The 16,025-nt window shown below is 71.4% G+C and carries 13 protein-coding genes and 3 tRNA genes; 7 read left to right on the top strand and 9 right to left on the bottom strand.

Annotation, left to right across the window (positions count from 1 at the left end; all coding sequences use genetic code 11):
- The first annotated feature begins 258 nt into the window (after positions 1-258).
- Positions 259-966, top strand: coding sequence for a hypothetical protein (locus ACLJPY_RS29230; RefSeq protein WP_410593239.1), 708 nt, complete (start codon positions 259-261; stop codon positions 964-966).
- A 40-nt stretch (positions 967-1,006) separates the two neighbouring features.
- Complete coding sequence (radA, locus tag ACLJPY_RS29225; protein ID WP_410593238.1) at positions 1,007-2,365, top strand: DNA repair protein RadA; 1,359 nt, start codon at positions 1,007-1,009, stop codon at positions 2,363-2,365.
- On the opposite strand, the gene ACLJPY_RS29220 is transcribed toward radA, so the two are convergent.
- A complete protein-coding gene (locus tag ACLJPY_RS29220) occupies positions 2,366-3,439 on the bottom strand; it encodes a hypothetical protein (protein ID WP_410593236.1) in 1,074 nt (357 codons plus the stop codon).
- Positions 3,432-4,025 (bottom strand): RNA polymerase sigma factor, encoded by a 594-nt coding sequence (locus ACLJPY_RS29215; protein WP_410593235.1) that lies wholly within the window; start codon positions 4,023-4,025, stop codon positions 3,432-3,434. Before ACLJPY_RS29215 ends, ACLJPY_RS29220 begins: the two co-directional genes overlap by 8 nt.
- A 159-nt stretch (positions 4,026-4,184) precedes the next feature.
- Here ACLJPY_RS29215 and ACLJPY_RS29210 point away from each other — a divergent pair, with 159 nt between their 5' ends.
- Entirely contained in the window at positions 4,185-4,778 is a 594-nt protein-coding gene (locus tag ACLJPY_RS29210) for a C39 family peptidase (RefSeq protein WP_410593233.1), read from the top strand.
- Here the strand turns inward: ACLJPY_RS29210 and ACLJPY_RS29205 are convergent.
- From ACLJPY_RS29205 to ACLJPY_RS29180, 6 genes are all read right to left on the bottom strand, one after another.
- Complete coding sequence (locus ACLJPY_RS29205) at positions 4,775-6,031, bottom strand: alpha/beta hydrolase family protein (RefSeq protein WP_410593541.1); 1,257 nt, start codon at positions 6,029-6,031, stop codon at positions 4,775-4,777. The genes ACLJPY_RS29210 and ACLJPY_RS29205 overlap by 4 nt on opposite strands.
- Before the next feature lie 48 nt (positions 6,032-6,079).
- On the bottom strand, positions 6,080-6,646 hold the full coding sequence (locus ACLJPY_RS29200) for an ArsR/SmtB family transcription factor (RefSeq protein WP_410593231.1): 567 nt from the start codon (positions 6,644-6,646) through the stop codon (positions 6,080-6,082).
- 94 nt (positions 6,647-6,740) lie between these two features.
- Complete coding sequence (locus ACLJPY_RS29195) at positions 6,741-7,268, bottom strand: hypothetical protein (RefSeq protein WP_410593229.1); 528 nt, start codon at positions 7,266-7,268, stop codon at positions 6,741-6,743.
- 86 nt (positions 7,269-7,354) lie between these two features.
- Positions 7,355-9,886, bottom strand: a complete 2,532-nt coding sequence (otsB, locus tag ACLJPY_RS29190) for a trehalose-phosphatase (protein ID WP_410593227.1) — start codon at positions 9,884-9,886, stop codon at positions 7,355-7,357.
- A 39-nt stretch (positions 9,887-9,925) separates the two neighbouring features.
- Positions 9,926-11,368 carry a trehalose-6-phosphate synthase gene (locus tag ACLJPY_RS29185; RefSeq protein ID WP_410593226.1) on the bottom strand — a complete coding sequence of 481 codons (1,443 nt, stop codon included), beginning with the start codon at positions 11,366-11,368 and terminating at the stop codon, positions 9,926-9,928.
- An 82-nt stretch (positions 11,369-11,450) separates the two neighbouring features.
- On the bottom strand, positions 11,451-12,950 hold the full coding sequence (locus tag ACLJPY_RS29180; protein ID WP_410593224.1) for a threonine/serine exporter ThrE family protein: 1,500 nt from the start codon (positions 12,948-12,950) through the stop codon (positions 11,451-11,453).
- A gap of 179 nt (positions 12,951-13,129) precedes the next feature.
- Between ACLJPY_RS29180 and ACLJPY_RS29175 the strand changes: the two genes are divergently transcribed.
- Positions 13,130-13,202: transfer RNA gene (locus ACLJPY_RS29175), tRNA-Thr, on the top strand.
- A 31-nt stretch (positions 13,203-13,233) separates the two neighbouring features.
- On the opposite strand, the gene ACLJPY_RS29170 is transcribed toward ACLJPY_RS29175, so the two are convergent.
- Positions 13,234-14,187 carry a hypothetical protein gene (locus ACLJPY_RS29170; protein ID WP_410593222.1) on the bottom strand — a complete coding sequence of 318 codons (954 nt, stop codon included), beginning with the start codon at positions 14,185-14,187 and terminating at the stop codon, positions 13,234-13,236.
- A gap of 398 nt (positions 14,188-14,585) precedes the next feature.
- Between ACLJPY_RS29170 and ACLJPY_RS29165 the strand changes: the two genes are divergently transcribed.
- From ACLJPY_RS29165 to ACLJPY_RS29155, 3 genes are all read left to right on the top strand, one after another.
- A tRNA-Trp gene (locus ACLJPY_RS29165) sits at positions 14,586-14,654 on the top strand.
- A 55-nt stretch (positions 14,655-14,709) separates the two neighbouring features.
- Positions 14,710-14,781: transfer RNA gene (locus ACLJPY_RS29160), tRNA-Glu, on the top strand.
- Positions 14,782-15,058: 277 nt separating this feature from the next.
- Positions 15,059-15,925 (top strand): alpha/beta fold hydrolase, encoded by an 867-nt coding sequence (locus tag ACLJPY_RS29155; RefSeq protein ID WP_410593220.1) that lies wholly within the window; start codon positions 15,059-15,061, stop codon positions 15,923-15,925.
- Positions 15,926-16,025: the final 100 nt, after the last annotated feature.

Raw genomic sequence — 16,025 nt, 5'->3', positions numbered from 1 at the left:
CCTAGCACGGGCCGCCAGTGCCCACCTAGCGGGCCGGACTCGTCCTCGCAGGTCAGCGGCCTGGCCGGGGGTTGACAAACGTCGGACCCCCGTGCTCACGCAGGTAGCGGGGAAGCGTTTCGTCACAGGCCGGGAATTCCTTTGTGGACGGTTGATCTTGGTCGCCGCGCCCCGGCAACGCCCACCCGTTCCGCGGCGGAGATCGACCCCGGCTAGTCTTCGGGGCGACGAGGCCGTGAAAAAGGGAAGGACTGCGACGTGAGGCTGCAGAATCGTCGCGTGCTCGGTGCGGGCGTGCTGGCGCTCGGTGCCGCGCTCGCGCTCGCCGGGTGCGGGGCAGGCCAGATCACCCAGACCTCGACGCAGCAGGCCGCGGTCAACGGGACGCACGCCCAGGTCAAGAACATCGACCTGCGCAACGCCGCGGTCCAGTACCCGACGTCCGGGCCGGGCTACGCGGCCGGCGCGACCCCCGCGCTGACCCTGACGATCGTGAACCGCGACGCCCGGGACGACTCGCTCGTTTCGGTGACCGTCGAAGGTGGCGGCCAGGCGACCATCGACGGCTCGAAGGCCGTCGTCGCCGGGCACTCCCTGGTGATCGGCCCCGACGCCGCCGCCGAGTCCACGAACGAGGTGCAGCCCACGTCCTCGGGCGCGCCGACCTCGTCGTCGAGTGCCCCGTCTTCGAGCGCCCCGTCCTCGAGCGCCACCCCGCCCGGCAGCAGCTCGGCGTCCAACAGCCCGGGCAACCTGACCGCGACGGCCACCTCCGAGGTCCCGTCCTCCGGCCCGGCGGCGACGCCGACCGCGCCCGAGAAGGTCGGCCAGGCCACCGTGACGCTGCCGGCGCTGAAGCAGCCGCTCTGGCCCGGCCAGGTCATCAAGGTCACCTTCGTCTTCCAGAACGCCGGGCCGGTCACGGTCGAGCTGCCGGTCGCGGCGCCGGCGCACGTCAAGGAGTAGGTCCGGCGGTTTTGTCGGTGGTCGCCGATAGCCTCGCGGGGTGAAGAAGGGGACCACCTACCGCTGCGGCAGCTGCGGGTACGAAGCGGCCAAGTGGCTGGGCCGGTGTCCGGAGTGCCAGGAATGGGGCTCGTTCGAGGAGCGCGGGGCGCCGGTCAAGCCGGCCATCCAGCGCGTCGCGGCCGGGGCGCCGAGCGCGCCCGCGCGGCCCATCGGCGAGGTCGACGTCGAAACGGCGCGGGCCCGCCGCACCGGGGTGCCGGAGCTCGACCGGGTGCTCGGCGGTGGCCTGGTGCCGGGCGCCGTGGTGCTGCTCGCCGGCGAACCGGGGGTCGGCAAGTCGACCCTGCTGCTCGAGGTCGCCTACCAGTGGGCGAAGACGGTCGACCGCTCCCTCTACGTCACGGGCGAGGAGTCCGCGGGCCAGGTCCGGTTGCGCGCCGAGCGAACGGGCAACGTCCACGACCGGATGTACCTGGCCGCCGAAAGCGACCTCTCGGCCATCCTCGGGCACGTCGACGACGTCAAACCGGGCGTGCTGATCGTCGACTCGGTGCAGACCATGGCGTCGCCGCAGGTCGACGGCTCACCCGGTGGGGTGACGCAGGTCCGCGCGGTCACGTCCGGGCTGGTCGCGCTGGCCAAGGAACGCGGGCTGCCGGTGGTGCTGGTGGGGCACGTCACGAAGGACGGCTCGGTGGCCGGTCCGCGCGTGCTGGAGCACCTGGTGGACGTGGTGCTGCAGTTCGAGGGCGACAAGCATTCGACGTTGCGGATGGTCCGCGGCATCAAGAACCGCTTCGGCGCGGCCGACGAGATCGGCTGCTTCGAGCTGCAGGAAGAAGGCATCGTCGGGGTGCCGGACCCGTCGGGGCTGTTCATGAGCCACACGGCCGAGCCGGTGTCGGGCACCGCCATCACCGTGTCGCTGGAGGGCAAGCGGCCCCTCCTGGGTGAGGTGCAGGCGCTGGTGTCGTCGACGTCGGCGCCCCAGCCCCGGCGCGCGGTCAGCGGCCTCGACTCCGCGCGGGTGGCGATGGTGCTGGCGGTCCTGGAGAAGCGCGGCGGGCTGAAGCTCGGCGACAAGGACGTCTACGCGGCCACCGTCGGCGGCATGAAGATCACCGAACCGGGTATCGACCTGGCGCTGGTGCTGGCGCTGACGTCTTCGTTCGAAGACGTGGCGCTGTCGCCCCGGCTGGTGTCGGTGGGCGAGGTCGGGCTGGCGGGCGAGATCCGGCGCGTGCCGAGCGTGGGCCGCCGCCTGGCGGAGGCGGCCCGGCTCGGGTTCACGCACGCGCTCGTCCCGCCGGACTCGGGCAAGCCGCCCGCCGGGATCCGGGTGCTGGAGGTGGCGAACGTCGCGGACGCGCTGAACGCCGCCAACCACGCCCGCTGATCACCCCGAGGTGCGCGTGATGGCGAACGAGTACACCGACGTCGGGTCACCGGGCCGCCGCTGGGGCTTCTGCCGTTCCGTCGTCGTCCACGAGGGCGTGGAGTTCGGCGTGGAGGTGATCGCCGGGGCCGGCTGCCCCCCGTCCCAGGCGAGCAGGTGAGCCGTCGCCGGGTCGAGGTACAGCCGCTGGTCCGAGTCCTTGGCGCCGAGGACGACGGCGGGGCGGCCGTCCGGGGTGTGCCCCGGCACCACGAACCCGCCGGTGACGCCGCCGAAGGCGCCGGACAGCGCGAACCGGACGTTCTCGGGCGCCAGTCCCAGTTCCAGCACGCTGCGCACCATGGTGAGCGCCTCGGTGGCGGAGTGCTCCCGGCCGTCGTAGAAGTTGTTGAGGGGGTCGTACTTCAGCCGGGTGGCCAAGCTTGCCCGGTCCGGGACGAGCGAGGCCACGAACGCGGCGTCCGGCTGCAGCCACTTCTGCGGGGGCGTTCGCCCGGGCGGCGTGCTCGCGCCGGGCGCCTGGTAATCGCCGGGGAACCCGCCGCCCGGGCCGAACTCGTCCTTGGGTGGCAGGTCCACCTGGACGTGCTGGGCGTCGGCCGGGCCGAGGCCCTGCACGACACCCGTCCACGTCGTCCGCCGGTGCCAGACGCCGGCGGGATCGGCCGGGATCCACAGCTCCACCTTCTGCTGGACCCAGACCGCCTGTTGGTACCGGATCTGGAGCTCCCAGCCGAGCTTCTGCGCGTAGCGGAATTCGCCGGGCACGAGCGGGCGGTCGAGGTCGACCGGCGCGGCGGGCCGGGAAATCGCCGGCGGGTCGGGCGTCCACAGGGTGGCCGCGACGCCGAGGCTGCCGACCAGGGTGACGACGGCCGCGGCGACCGCGAGCCACCGCCACGCCCCGCTCCGGCGCGGCCCGGCGGGCGGCGCCTCCTCGACGCCGGCCGCCGCGAGCAGGGAGGCGCGGGCGAAGGCCAGCCCGTCGTCCGCTTCGACGTCGTTGTTCAGGTCCGCCAGGGCCGCGTCCAGTTCGGCTTCGGACCAGATCTTCCGGACGTTGTCTTCACGCAAGGTCCTGCACCTCCTCCGGAGCCGGGGCGTTCGTCCTGAGCCAGCGTCTGATCCGGTGCAACCGGGACCGGACGGTACCGGGCGGGATCCCGAGTGCCTCGGCGACCTCGGCCGGCTCCAGCCCGGCCCACGACACGAGCAGCAGCGTGTCGCGGTCGGCCGGGTTGAGCCGGGCCAGCGCACCCGCCAGCTGCGCGGCCCGCACCTGGGCGTCGACCTGCTCGGCGACGCGGCCGTCGTGACCCGCTTGGCTGGTTTCACCGCTCCGCGCCAGCCGCGCGGTGGCCTGAAGCCCGCGGAGTTCGGACCGCACGTGGTGGCGCAGGAGGTTGGTGGCGATGCCGTAGAGCCACGACCGCGCGGTGCCCAGCTCGGGCCGGTAGCTTTCCCGGCGGCGCAGCGCGACCAGGAACGTCTCGGCGACGAGGTCGTTCGCCGGTTCGGTGCCGACCCGCCGGGCCAGGTACCGCCGCAGCGGGGCGGCGTGGACGTCGAAGAGCCGGCCGAACGCCGGCCCGGGATCGGGTCCGCCCAGGTCGGGCCGGTCGTGCCCCCAGAGCTCCGGACCCTCGTGGATCACCTGCATGCCCCCAGTTGCCCGCAGCGCGCGCGAGCGTTCAGGGGGGCGAGCCTACCTTCGTCGTGCTCCGTCCGGGGGCGGGTGAGGGACAACCGGCGAGTTCTGCCGAGATCATCCCCTGGTGAGGCGCTGGCCAACCGGCGCCACAACTGGGGAAGGACCGTCATGCGAAGATTCCGCCTGGGCTTCGTCACGCTCGTGGCCGCCATGGGGCTCGTCGCCCTGCCCGCCGTGGCCTCGGCCACCACCGAAGCCGTTCTCGCCGTCCAGTACCAGGTGCAGCAAACCGGCTACTGGTGCGGGCCGGCCGCCACGCGGATCGCCATGTCCGCGCGGACGTCGAACCTGCCGAGCCAGGCCACCCTGGCCGGCCAGCTCGGCACCACCACCAACGGCACCGACTGGATCGGCCAGGTCACCGGCGTCCTCAACCGGGACCTCGGCACCTCCTGGTACGAGACCAAGGAGATGCCGAACGACCCGCCCACCCAGGCCCAGCGCGATCTCCTGTGGCGCGACATCGTGCTCGACATCAACAACGGCTACCCGATCGTCGCGAACATCGTCGCGCCCGCGAACAACCACCCGCCGGGCTACCCGAACTACACCGTCTACCACTACTTCACCGTCATCGGGTACGACAGCTCCGACATGACGGTCAAGATCGCCGACCCGGCGAGCTTCGGCGGGAACCAGCTCTACTGGCTGACCTTCAACCAGCTGGCGACGCTGATCCCGCCGAAGGGCTACTCCGCCTAGACGCCCAGCAGTCCCCAGTAGACCGCCCACGGGACGAACACCACGCCGCCGGCCAGCAGCACGCCGAGCCGCCGGCCGCGGTGCCGCCACCACGCCACCGCCGTGCCGATGGTGGCGGCCACCGTCCCCAGCGACAGCAGCTGCAGCGCCAGCCACGGCAGCGGGCGCCCCAGGACCACCGGGCCCAGTCCCTTGCCCATGCTCAGCTGGATCACGACGTCGACGACCGCGAAACCGAGCACCGACACCAGGCCGAGGACCGACAGCCAGCGAGCCGGGCGCGCGATCCGGCGGACCAGTCCCGAACCGAACGCGGCCAGCAGCAACACCAGCACGACCAGCTGCAGCCACATCGGCTCGTACCAGGCGAGCGGCGGCACGTCGGTGCTCGGCCGGTCCTGCGCCGGCGGTGCGTCGGCCGTCGACGCGGCGAGCTGGTCGTGCACCCAGGTGCCGACCAGCTCGAGGTACCCGGGCGCGTACCCGGGCAGCTTGTCGAAGCCGTCGGTGGTCCGGCGCAGCTGGTGCTGCGCGTCCGGGAAGACCCGCAACGTGTGGTGGGCCACCGATTCCCGGAAGATCCGGACGGCTTCACCCGGCGGCGTAAGGACGTCCTTCGCGCCCCACAGCCCGAGTACCGGCTGACGCAGGCTCTTCAGCACCGGCACCGGGTCGTGGTGCGCCTCCGGGAACACGCCGCCGCCGACGAGCTGGCGCATCATCGTCGACGACGCCATCCGCACGATCGACCCGTCCATTCCCAAGCGCCGCAACTGGTTCTCCACCGCCCACGCCTGCTGCCGCGACGGCTCGACGCCGTTCGCGCCCAGCGTCACGACGAAGGCGACGTCCGAAGAACGCGAAGCCGCCAGCGGTGCCACCCAGCCGCCTTCGCTCAACCCCCAGACGCCCACCCGCGCCGGGTCGACGTCCGGTCGCTTCCGCAGCACCTCCACGGCGGCGAGCGCGTCGTCCGCCAGCGTCGAGTACGACCGCGAGAACTGCGAATAGCCTTCGGTGCGCTTGTCGTAGATGAGGGTCGCGATGCCCTGCCGCGCAAAGGCTTCCGCTTGGTCGCGGTAGTCCTCCCGGCTGTGCGGCCCGGAGCCGTGGACCATCACCAGGCCCGGCAGTTTCGACCCACCTGGTGGGGCGACGACGGTGCCGTGCAAGGTCACGCCGCCGTTCGTGAACGTCACTTCCCCCTCCGCCGCCGACGCCGGTGGCGCCAACGCCGTGACGGCCAGGATCACCCCGGCCAGCAGAACCCCTCTTCGCATGGAAAAACCCCCTGTGTCATGTCATTCCCCTGGATCCGGGAACGCGAGCCAGCGCACGAGCACGCGCCGCGCTTCCGGTGACCGGTCGTCCTCGCTCCGCCAGTACCGGCGGAACAGCTCCAGGTAGTCGTCCCAGAACTGCTTGGTCTCCTCGGTGGTGAGCCAGGTGCCGCCGCGCGCGTACAGCAGCGCGTCCGGCCAGTCGCCGGGCAGTCCGTCGCGCTGTTCCGCGAACCGGTTGAGCTTTTCGAGGTCGTCCTCGAACCCCTGGCGCTGCATGTCGTCGAACAACACCCGGGATTCGGCGCTCTGGGCGCTGCGGCGCGGCCAGCGGATGTCCCGCGGCCGCGTCCGCCACCACCGTTCCTTGCCCCGTGCGAGCTCCGGGGCGTCCTCGACGAACCCGAAGCGGGCCAGTTCCCGCAGGTGGTAACTGGTCGCGCCGGTGTTCTCACCGAGGGCCTTGGCGACTTTCGTGGCCGTGGCCGGGCCCGCGGACAACACGCCGAGGATCCGGCGGCGCAGCGGGTGCGTGACGGCCTTGAGGGCGTCCGGGTCGAGCTCTTCCGGTGGTGGAGCGCTGGTCATGGCCCCACTGTAGCCGTACAAAGGAAAGTGTGCAAAGAAATCTCTGCAACTGCGCGCGGGCCGGTGCCCCGGCCGGGCAGTGTCTCAAGTGGACTTACCAGATGGGGTGGTCGCTGTACTTCCGCAGCGTCTGCACCGACGGCCGGACATAGCACATCCCGGCCAGGAAACCCACGGTGGCGAAGGCGAGGGTCGAGCACGTCGTCAGCAGGTCCGGTGCCTGCAGCTCCGGGGTTTCGCGCCACACGCGGAAGACGATCGGCACCGCGAACGAGCCGAGGATCAGCACCAGCGTCAGGAGGTAGGTGAACAGCAGCGCCCCGCGGGTGGCCGCGGCGCTGGCCACCACCAGGTAGTCACCGCGGAGGCAGCGGCGGCAGGTCAGCACCAGGACGGCGAGCGCCAGCACGCCCAGCGGCGGCAGCACCGCGGCGGCCTTGCCGAGCAGCGTGTCCGGGAAGGCGTGGCCGTGCACGATGCCCTGCAGGTACGTGGTGAGCCCGAACAGGACCACCATCCCGGCGATCATCGAGCAGCCGACGACCACCGAGCCCCAGCGCACCCGGTCGGCGAACCGCGGGGGCAGCGGCACGAACTCGACCTGGCCGAAGGTCCCCTGCACAGTCTCACCTCCGAAAGCCGTGAAGGCCACAGTAAGGGACTAACCGTCCCCCAACGCGGCCTTCACGGACTTTCGGACCGAAAGGGCTAACTGGCTGCCAGCAAGTTGGCGCACCGGATCAGCCCGATGTGCGAATAGGCCTGCGGGTGGTTGCCCAGGGACCGTTCCGCGATCGGGTCGTACTGCTCCGGCAGCAGGCCGGTCGGGCCGGCCGCCGCGACGATCTGGTCGAACAGCTCTTGGGCCTCGGTGCGCCGCCCGGTGAGCAGGTACGCCTCGATCAGCCACGCCGCGCAGATGTGGAAGCCGCCCTCGCCGCCCGGCAGGCCGTCGTCGCGGCGGTAGCGGTACACAGTGGACCCACTGCGCAGCTCCGCCTCGATCGCGGTCACCGTCTGCTGGAACCGCTCGTCGGCCGGGTCGATCAGGCCGGTGAGCCCGACGAACAGCGAGGCCGCGTCGAGGTCCGTGCCGTCGTAGGCCGTGGTGAAGGCCTGGACCTCGTCGTTCCAGCCGTGCGTGAGGACGTCGGTCTTGATGTCCTCGCGCAGGCCGTGCCAGTTGCCCGGGATCTCGCGGCCGTACTGTTCGCCCAGCTTGATGGCGCGGTCGATGGTCACCCAGCACATCACGCGGGAGTAGACCCGGTGGCGCGGCACGTGCCGCTCCTCCCAGATCCCGTGGTCGGGCTCGTTCCAGCGCCGGGTCACGGCTTCCGCCATCGCGCGCACCATCTGCCAGTCCTCGTCGCGCAGCTCGCCGCGCGCCGTCGCCAGCGTCTGCACGAGCTCGACGACCGGGCCGAAGACGTCCAGCTGGACCTGGTGGTTCGCCAGGTTGCCGACGCGGACCGGGCGGGAACCGGCGTAACCGGGCAGCGATTCGATGACCGCTTCGGCGCCGATGACGCTGCCGGCGAGGGTGTACAGCGGGTGCAGGCGCTCCGGGCCGGCCAGCGTGGCGAGCACGCCGTGCAGCCACCGCAGGTAGCCTTCGGCCTCCTCGATCGAGCCCAGGTGCACGAGCTCCCGCACGGTCATCGCGGCGTCGCGGATCCAGCAGTAGCGGTAGTCCCAGTTGCGGACCCCGCCGATCTCCTCCGGCAGCGACGACGTCGCCGCGGCCAGCACGCCGCCGGTGTCGGTGTTGACCAGCCCGCGCAGCGTCAGCGCCGAGCGCAGCACCAGGTCGGTCTGCACCGTCGGGAGCTGCAGCTTCGACGTCCACTCGCTCCAGTAGCGGCCCGCGCGGTCCCGGCGTTCCACTTCGGACAGTTCGTGCGCGCCCAGGTCCGTGGTGCCGCAGCGCAGCTCCAGCACGACCGGCTGGGCCGGCGTCGGCTGCACGAGCGCGGTCGCGGTGTCGTGCAGGCCGTCGGAGGTGATGGTCCACTCGACGCCGGGCGAGTACAGCACGAACGGCTCCGACGTGCCGAGCACCCGGACGCCGCCTTCGACGATCTCCAGCTTCACCGGCACGCCGCCGAACTCGGGCCGCGGCGCGAACTTGACGTCCGCGGCCGCCTCGCCCGAGATCACGCGCACGAGGTCCGTGCGGTGCGGCGCGCTCTCCGGCTCGAGGTAGTCGGTGACGAGCAGCCGCGACCAGCGCGTCTCGACCGTCATCGTGTTCGGCAGGTAGCGCTGGCCGAGCGGGAGGCCGTTGCGGTGCGGCTTGATGGAGAAGTGGCCGGCGCCCTCGCCGCCGAGCAGGTCGGCGAACACCGCGGGCGCGTCCGGGCCCGGGTGGCACAGCCAGGTCAGCTTGGCGTCCGGCGTCAGCAGCGCGACCGAGCGTTCGTTGGCCAGCATCGAGAGCCGCTCGATCGGCGGGGCGGATTCGCCGTAGAGCCAGTTGCGGCGTTCCTCGAGGAGGAAGCCGAGGACCAGGGCGACGTCCACGGTGTCGGGCACGCGGAACCCGGCGAGCGTCTCGCCGTCGCCGACCTTGATGCCCAGGTCCGGGCCGGACAGCCGGGCGAAGGCCTTCTCGTCGGTGACGTCGTCGCCGAGGAAGATCGCCGCCGTGGCACCGACCTGGTGGCGGAGGATGTCCAGTGCGCGGCCTTTGTCCGTTTGCACGACCGCGAGCTCGACCACCTCCTTGCCGTCGGTGGTCGACACGCCCTCCCAGGTGGACGGCCCGGCGTGCACGGCCGCGAGCACGCGGCGGCCGGCCTCGTGCTCGGCTCGGCGCACGTGCACCGCGATGCTGGCCGGCTTGACCTCGAGCGACACGCCCGGGACGTCCAGGACGAGTTGTTCGAGCTCGGTCTCCAGCCGCCGGTGCAGCTCCCGCGCCTTCTCGTCGAGGGCGTGGATGAAGCCGATGTCGAACTCCGAGCCGTGGCTGCCGACGAGGTTCACCTCGGACGGCAGCCGCGAGAGCGTGGCCAGGTCGCGCAGCGCGCGGCCGGAGATGACCGCCGTGGTGGTCTCGTGCAGACCGGCGAGCGATCTGAGGGCCCCGACGGACTCCGGCAGCGGGCGTGCCTCGTCGGGGTTGAGGGTGATGGGTGCCAGCGTGCCGTCATAGTCGCAAGCGACCAGCAGGCGCGGCGTGCGGGCGATCTGGACGATCGCACGCCGCAGCTCGGCGGGCAGGGCCTCGGCAGTCAACACTCCTCCTCAGGAGCTCGTGCATGGGTCAGGACTGTGTCAGTCGACCCCTTCGGCACCCAACGCTTGCAGGAACGAGCGCGCCCAACGGTCGACGTCATGGGTGAGGACCTGGCGACGCATGGCGCGCATCCGGCGACGGCCCTCGGCCGGGTCGAGCGTAATGGCAGCCACTAGTGCGTCCTTCACCCCGTCCAGGTCGTGAGGGTTCACGAGGAATGCGCTAGAGAGCTCCGCGGCGGCGCCCGCGAACTCGGAAAGCACCAGCGCGCCGCCCAGGTCGTGCCGGGCGGCGACGTACTCCTTGCAGACCAGGTTCATGCCGTCGCGCAGCGGTGTCACCACCATGACGTCGGCAGCGGAGAAGAAACCGGCCAGCTCGGTGCGGTCCACGGATTGGTGCAAGTAGTGCACGACCGGGTGGCCGACCCTGGAGAACTCGCCGTTGATCCGGCCGACCATCTGCTCGATCTCGCCGCGCATCCGCTGGTAGTGCTCGACGCGCTCGCGGCTCGGGGTGGCCAGCTGGACGAACGTGACGTCGTCCGGCTGCAGCCTGCCCTCGTGCAGCAGCTCGTGCAGCGCCTGCAGCCGCAGGTCGATGCCCTTGGTGTAGTCGAGCCGGTCGACGCCGAGCAGGACGGTCTTGGGGTTGCCGAGGTCGCGCCGCAGCTGCGCGGCCCGCTCCTGGACGCCCTTGGTGCGCGCGAGGCTGTCGAGGCCTGCCGCGTCGATGGAGATGGGGAAGGCGCCGACCCGCACGGTCCGGTCGCCGACCTGCATGGTGCCCGGCCGCGACCGGACGCCGACCGCACCGCGCGTCGACTCGAGGCCGATCAGCTGGCGGCACAGCCAGAGGAAGTTCTGCGCCCCGCCGGGGCGGTGGAAGCCGACCAGGTCGGCGCCGGTGAGGCCGCGGATGATCGCGGCGCGCCACGGCATCTGCATGAACAGCTCGACCGGCGGGAACGGGATGTGCAGGAAGAAGCCGATGCGCAGGTCGGGCCGCAGTTCGCGCAGCATCGCCGGCACCAGCTGGAGCTGGTAGTCCTGGATCCACACGGTCGCGCCCGGGGCGGCGACCTCGGCGCTGGCCTGCGCGAACCGGCGGTTCACCTTCACGTAGCTGTTCCACCACGCGCGGTCGAACACCGGGCGCTCGACGACGTCGTGGTAGAGCGGCCAGAGCGTCGCGTTGGAGAAACCTTCGTAGTAGTCGCGGACTTCGTCGGCGCTCAACGACACCGGGTGCAGCACGAGACCGTCGTCGTCGAATTCCTCGACGTCGACGTCCGGGATGCCCGGCCAGCCCACCCAGGCGCCCTTCCTCGACCGCAGGAACGGCTCCAGTGCCGAAACCAGGCCACCCGGGCTGGCCGTCCACCGGCGCTCGCCTTCGGCCGTGCGCTCGAGGTCCACCGGTAGCCGGTTCGCCACGACGACGAAATCGGCCTGGTTCGAGTTCTCCTTCTGGTCACTCACGTCGCCTGCTCCTCGCGTTCTGGGTCGCGGCCCCAGAGTGAAACCCTATCGCGTGAGCGATGAACATTCGGTGACCGCGGTATTACTCCAAGCTCCGTTCGGTCGGTTCGAGCGGACCAGCCATGCGCGGTCCGGCGAACCGCCGCTCGAGCCGGCCCAGTCCGGTGCGCACCGGCTGGGCCAGCCATTCCCCGAGTACCACGCCCGCAGCCAGCGCAAGCCCGATTGCGACGGCCGTCATGAGCGTCGAGATGTTGCCGCTCGGCTCGACCCCGATCTGGTACAGACCACGGTAGGTCGACAGGCCGGGAAGCAGCGGAGTGATCCCGGACACGGCTACGACCAGTGGAGTAACGCCGAGCCGCCGCGCGAGCACGCCACCGCAGAACCCGACCAGCGTGGCGGCCACCGCGGACGAGCTGACGCCGTCCAGCCTGGCCAGCGTCAGGGACCCGTAGACGGCGGCGCCGATGCCGCCCGCGGCCGCGGCGACCAGCATGGCCCGCACCTTGGAGTAGCTCGCGAGCGCGAAGCACGCGGCGGCGCCGGCCCCGCCGAGGACGACGAGCGGCAGCTGCTGCGGCGTCGACCCGGTCACCTCCGGCAGCGGGGTGCGCGGCAGGCCGAGCATGACGGCGATCCGCAGGGCGAGCACCACCCCGGCGATCAGCCCCGCCGACATCAGCGCGGTCTCCATGGTGCGGCCGGCGGCGGTGACGTTGTAGCCGGTGATGGCGTCCTGCACGGCCGAGACGGTGGACAGCCCGGACAGCAGCACGGTGACCGCGGCCGCGACGACCAGCGTCGGCTTGTCGGTGGTCAGGATGTTGCTGCTGACGATGGCCATCGCCGAGAGGGTGGCGATCAGGCCGCCGATCACCTGCTGGAAGAAGAACGGCAGCCCGTACCGGTTCACGACCCGGCCGACCCGGTCGATGACACCGCTGATGACGAACGCGACGAGCGCGATGTCGAAGCCGCCGCCGAGCAGGATGGTGACGAAGGCGGCGACCCCGCCCCAGGACAGCGTCGCGACCCAGCGCGGGTACGGGTGCGGCGCGGAGGTGATCCGCTCCAGCTCGGTCTGCGCCTGCTCGGCCCCGACGTGCCCCCGGACGATCTTGCGGACGAGCTTCTCGGTCTCGGTCAGCCGCGTGTAGTCGAGGCTCCGGCTCCGCACGACCCGCAGCGCGGTGATCGGCGTCAGGTCGGTGCCGCGGTGGCAGGTCACGGTGATCGACGTGAAGATGACGTCGACCTCGCAGTGCGGCAGCCCGAGCGCCCCGGCGATGGCGATGATGGTCGCGGTGACGTCCGACGCGCCGGCGCCGCTGGCCATCTGGACCTCGCCGATGCGCAGGCTCAGGTCGAGCACGAAGTTGACGGTGGCCTCATCGGGCAGCTGCGGCCCCATCGCCTCGGCGGCGTCGACGGCGGGGAACTCCCCGGTCGGCGCCTCGAGAACGTGCCACGGCCTTACTTTGAGGAGGTTCGGGCGGTGGGCCCGCGGGCGTTGAGCGGGGGGTTCGAGGACGGGCCATCTGGTCGCCCGGCCCCCGTTGGTGCGCTCGTTGATCTTCATGATCCGTCCACCTCCTCGCTCGTTCCCCCGGACCATCGACGGCCACCCACCGACCGTTGCACGGATCATGGAGTGGCGTCCGCCACGTCGCTCCATAGTGGCCTGGACCTGCGGGTGCTGCCTCCCGGAGGGATCACGCCGGGTGGCTCGGTACACTGTGTCCGGCGCCTCGGTGCCAGGCCGGTATAGCTCAGCTGGTAGAGCATCTGTCTTGTAAACAGAAGGTCAGGGGTTCGAGCCCCCTTGCCGGCTCCGAAGGTGTCCTCATCGCGCGACACCGCCTTCAGTCCTTCTTCTTGGCGCTCTTTTTCTTCGACGCTTTCGGCGCGATCGTCCCTGTCTTGGCGGGCTTCCGACGCCCCCACGCCGTTGACAAGCGCCGGAGTTCGGTTCCCAGCCGGCCGCCCCACCTGACGAGCGACAGCACCGCGGCGCCGATGGCCGCGACCGCGGCCGAGAAGGCCGCCCAGTTGTCCGAGATCACTTCACCGAAACCGCGTTCCGGCGGCGGGGGTTCGGCGACCACGACCTGGGTCACGTACGTCAACGTCTGAAGGGGGGCGCCGCCGATGATGATCCTGGGAGCTGCGCCGTCGGTCGCCACTGCCGGCTGGAGCTGGAGCTGGAGTCGCCGGCTTCCCGGCGCGCGGGCTGTCACCTGCCATGACCAGTTCATCACGCCGGCCGGGTTGAAAGCCCTGGGTGCCCATTCAAGGGGGCTCACGGTCATCGACTCGTCGCCGATGACCCGGGCGCTGATGACGCACTGCACGCCGATCGGCGCCGTCCGCGGGTCGCTTCCCGGAATGACCTTGTCCGGCGGCAGGGGAAGGTTGTTCACGTCGATTGCGGCGACGTAGACACCGGGAACGTCCTTGACCAGGTCGAGGGTTCCGGCGTAATCCACCTGTGCGGCTCGCCAATCGTTGACGCCCTTGTCGCACGCGGCCGCGAAATCGTTCAGGACCGCTATGTTGTCCGGCGCCGGTGTCGACGGCTCGAGCCCCGAAGGCGTCGGCCCGCTGGTGGAGGTCGTGTTCGCGGGTGGCCGGGTGGCGCTTGTCCTGGGAGCGGACGAGGGCGCTGACGACGACTGTCCGAACCGCGACTGGACGAGTACAACGGCCACAACGACGGCGAGACCGGCAACAGCGGCGGCCGGCACGAGGAGTCTGCGCCCGGCTGGGGATGGGCGTCTCTCTTCCGGCTGCCCGCTGTGCTCGTCGGTCTCGTTCATTCGATGTGCTCCGCTGGTCGCCTACCTGTCGATTCGCTGCGTCGATGGCGGCTGTTACCGAAGGCGGGAAATTTCCGCCGGATGCCTCACCAAGTTCAGTGCCGGTACCGGCACGTGTTCTGCGAAGGGGTCGGCGCCAGACCTTCCGGTAAATGCGTTGACCCGCTGCGTTCCCTGCGTGAAGATGGTTCCACACGAACAAACCTCGGGAGTGACCATGACGCACATGCGGACGCGAGAGGCGTGGCAGAACGCCGCCGCCCCGGTCGTCGCCGTACGTGTGGCGATGGTGCACCGGCACCACTTCCCGGGCTCTCGGACCTGACGCGATTCTCGTCATGGCCCGGGAGCCGCCCGTCGGAGAACCGACTCGGGCGGCTTTCTCTTTTTGCGATTCTATCGGCGTGCTTCGGAAGCGGCGCGGTTTCCAAAACCGCGGCCCGAGGGTTCCACTCCTTCCGCCGGTGCCCTTTTTCCTGCGCTCGTCTCGGCCGCAACAGTGCGGGCGACGCGAGCGCGCTCGGCGCGTTGGTCCAGCGGTACGGATCCCCGGTTCTCACCCGGGAGACCCGGGTTCGACTCCCGGACGCGCTACGCAACACGGGAGACGCGCCGGAGCGCGGGTGACCATTGCCCCGGTGGGTTCGACACCCACGTCTTCCACCGTGGCCGATGCCGAAGGAGACGAGGCCCCGGGCTGTGGCCCCGGGCGAAGCCGGTGCGAGTCCGGTCGGCCACTCACGCGCGCGGCTCGGCAGCCAGCGGGGCCTCATAAGCCCCGCCTACGTGGATCGGCACCACGGCGCGCGACCGGAATTGTCGGTACCCCCGGCTAACGTCCTCGCCAGCACCTGAACCAGGGGAGGAAGCCATGACCACCACGCACACTTTGGAAACCCCGGAAGCCGACATCGTCTACGACGTCCACGGCCCCGCGCCCGCCGAGAGCCCGCGGCCACCGCTGCTCATGATCGGGCAGCCGATGACCGCCGAGGGGTTCGGTTCGCTGGCGTCGCACTTCGGCGACCGCACGGTCGTCACCTACGACCCGCGCGGGCTCGGGCGCAGCGTCCGCAAGGACGGCCGTGAAGACCACGTGCCCGCGGTCCAGGCGGAGGACATCCACGCCGTGGTCCAGGCGCTGGGGGCCGGTGCCGTCGAGGTGTTCGGGAGCAGCGGTGGTGCGGTCGCCGCGCTCGCGCTCGTCACCGCCCACCCGGGGGACGTCCGCACGCTGGTCGCGCACGAGCCGCCGCTCATCCGGGCGCTGCCGGACGCCGCCGCGGCCGAACGGGCCGCGCAAGCCATGCGGGACGCCTACCAGGCCAAGGGGTTCGGCGCCGGGATGGCGGCGTTCTTCGCGATGACGTCGTGGGCGGGTGAGTTCACCGACGCCTACTTCGCGCTCCCGCCCGCGGACCCGGCCCAGTTCGGCCTGCCGACCGACGACGACGGCCGCCGTGACGACCCGTTGCTCACCGACCGCTCCCTCGCGGTGACCACCTATCGCCTCGACGTCGAAGCGCTGGCCGCGGCGTCGACGCGCATCGTCATCGCCGTCGGCGAAGAGTCCCGGGAGGTCTTCACCGGGCGTGCCGCGGTCGGGGCGGCGGCGCTGCTCGGGCAGGAGGCCACCGTGTTCCCCAGCCACCACGGCGGTTTCCTGGGCGGCGAGTTCGGCTACGCCGGGCAGCCCGAGGCGTTCGCCGAGAAGCTGCGGGAGGTGCTCGAAGGCTGATCGCCACTCGGAGGACTCAGTACGCCGACCGGCCGGCCAGGCTGATCGAGCACCTGGCGGCGGAAGCGCCCTGACCCGCCGCGGCCGCGAGCCTCGTCTG

The organism is Amycolatopsis sp. lyj-23 (assembly GCF_046549135.1).
Lineage (GTDB): Bacteria > Actinomycetota > Actinomycetes > Mycobacteriales > Pseudonocardiaceae > Amycolatopsis.
This window is presented reverse-complemented; position numbering and strand designations above follow the sequence as displayed.

What these genes read in the sequence shown, in the direction of transcription:
- ACLJPY_RS29155 (WP_410593220.1), top strand. Translation starts at nt 15,059, where the DNA reads ATGACCACCACGCACACTTTGGAAACCCCGGAAGCCGACATCGTCTAC.
- ACLJPY_RS29210 (WP_410593233.1), top strand. Translation starts at nt 4,185, where the DNA reads ATGCGAAGATTCCGCCTGGGCTTCGTCACGCTCGTGGCCGCCATGGGG.
- ACLJPY_RS29200 (WP_410593231.1), bottom strand. Translation starts at nt 6,646, where the DNA reads ATGACCAGCGCTCCACCACCGGAAGAGCTCGACCCGGACGCCCTCAAG.
- ACLJPY_RS29180 (WP_410593224.1), bottom strand. Translation starts at nt 12,950, where the DNA reads ATGAAGATCAACGAGCGCACCAACGGGGGCCGGGCGACCAGATGGCCC.
- ACLJPY_RS29215 (WP_410593235.1), bottom strand. Translation starts at nt 4,025, where the DNA reads ATGCAGGTGATCCACGAGGGTCCGGAGCTCTGGGGGCACGACCGGCCC.
- ACLJPY_RS29170 (WP_410593222.1), bottom strand. Translation starts at nt 14,187, where the DNA reads ATGAACGAGACCGACGAGCACAGCGGGCAGCCGGAAGAGAGACGCCCA.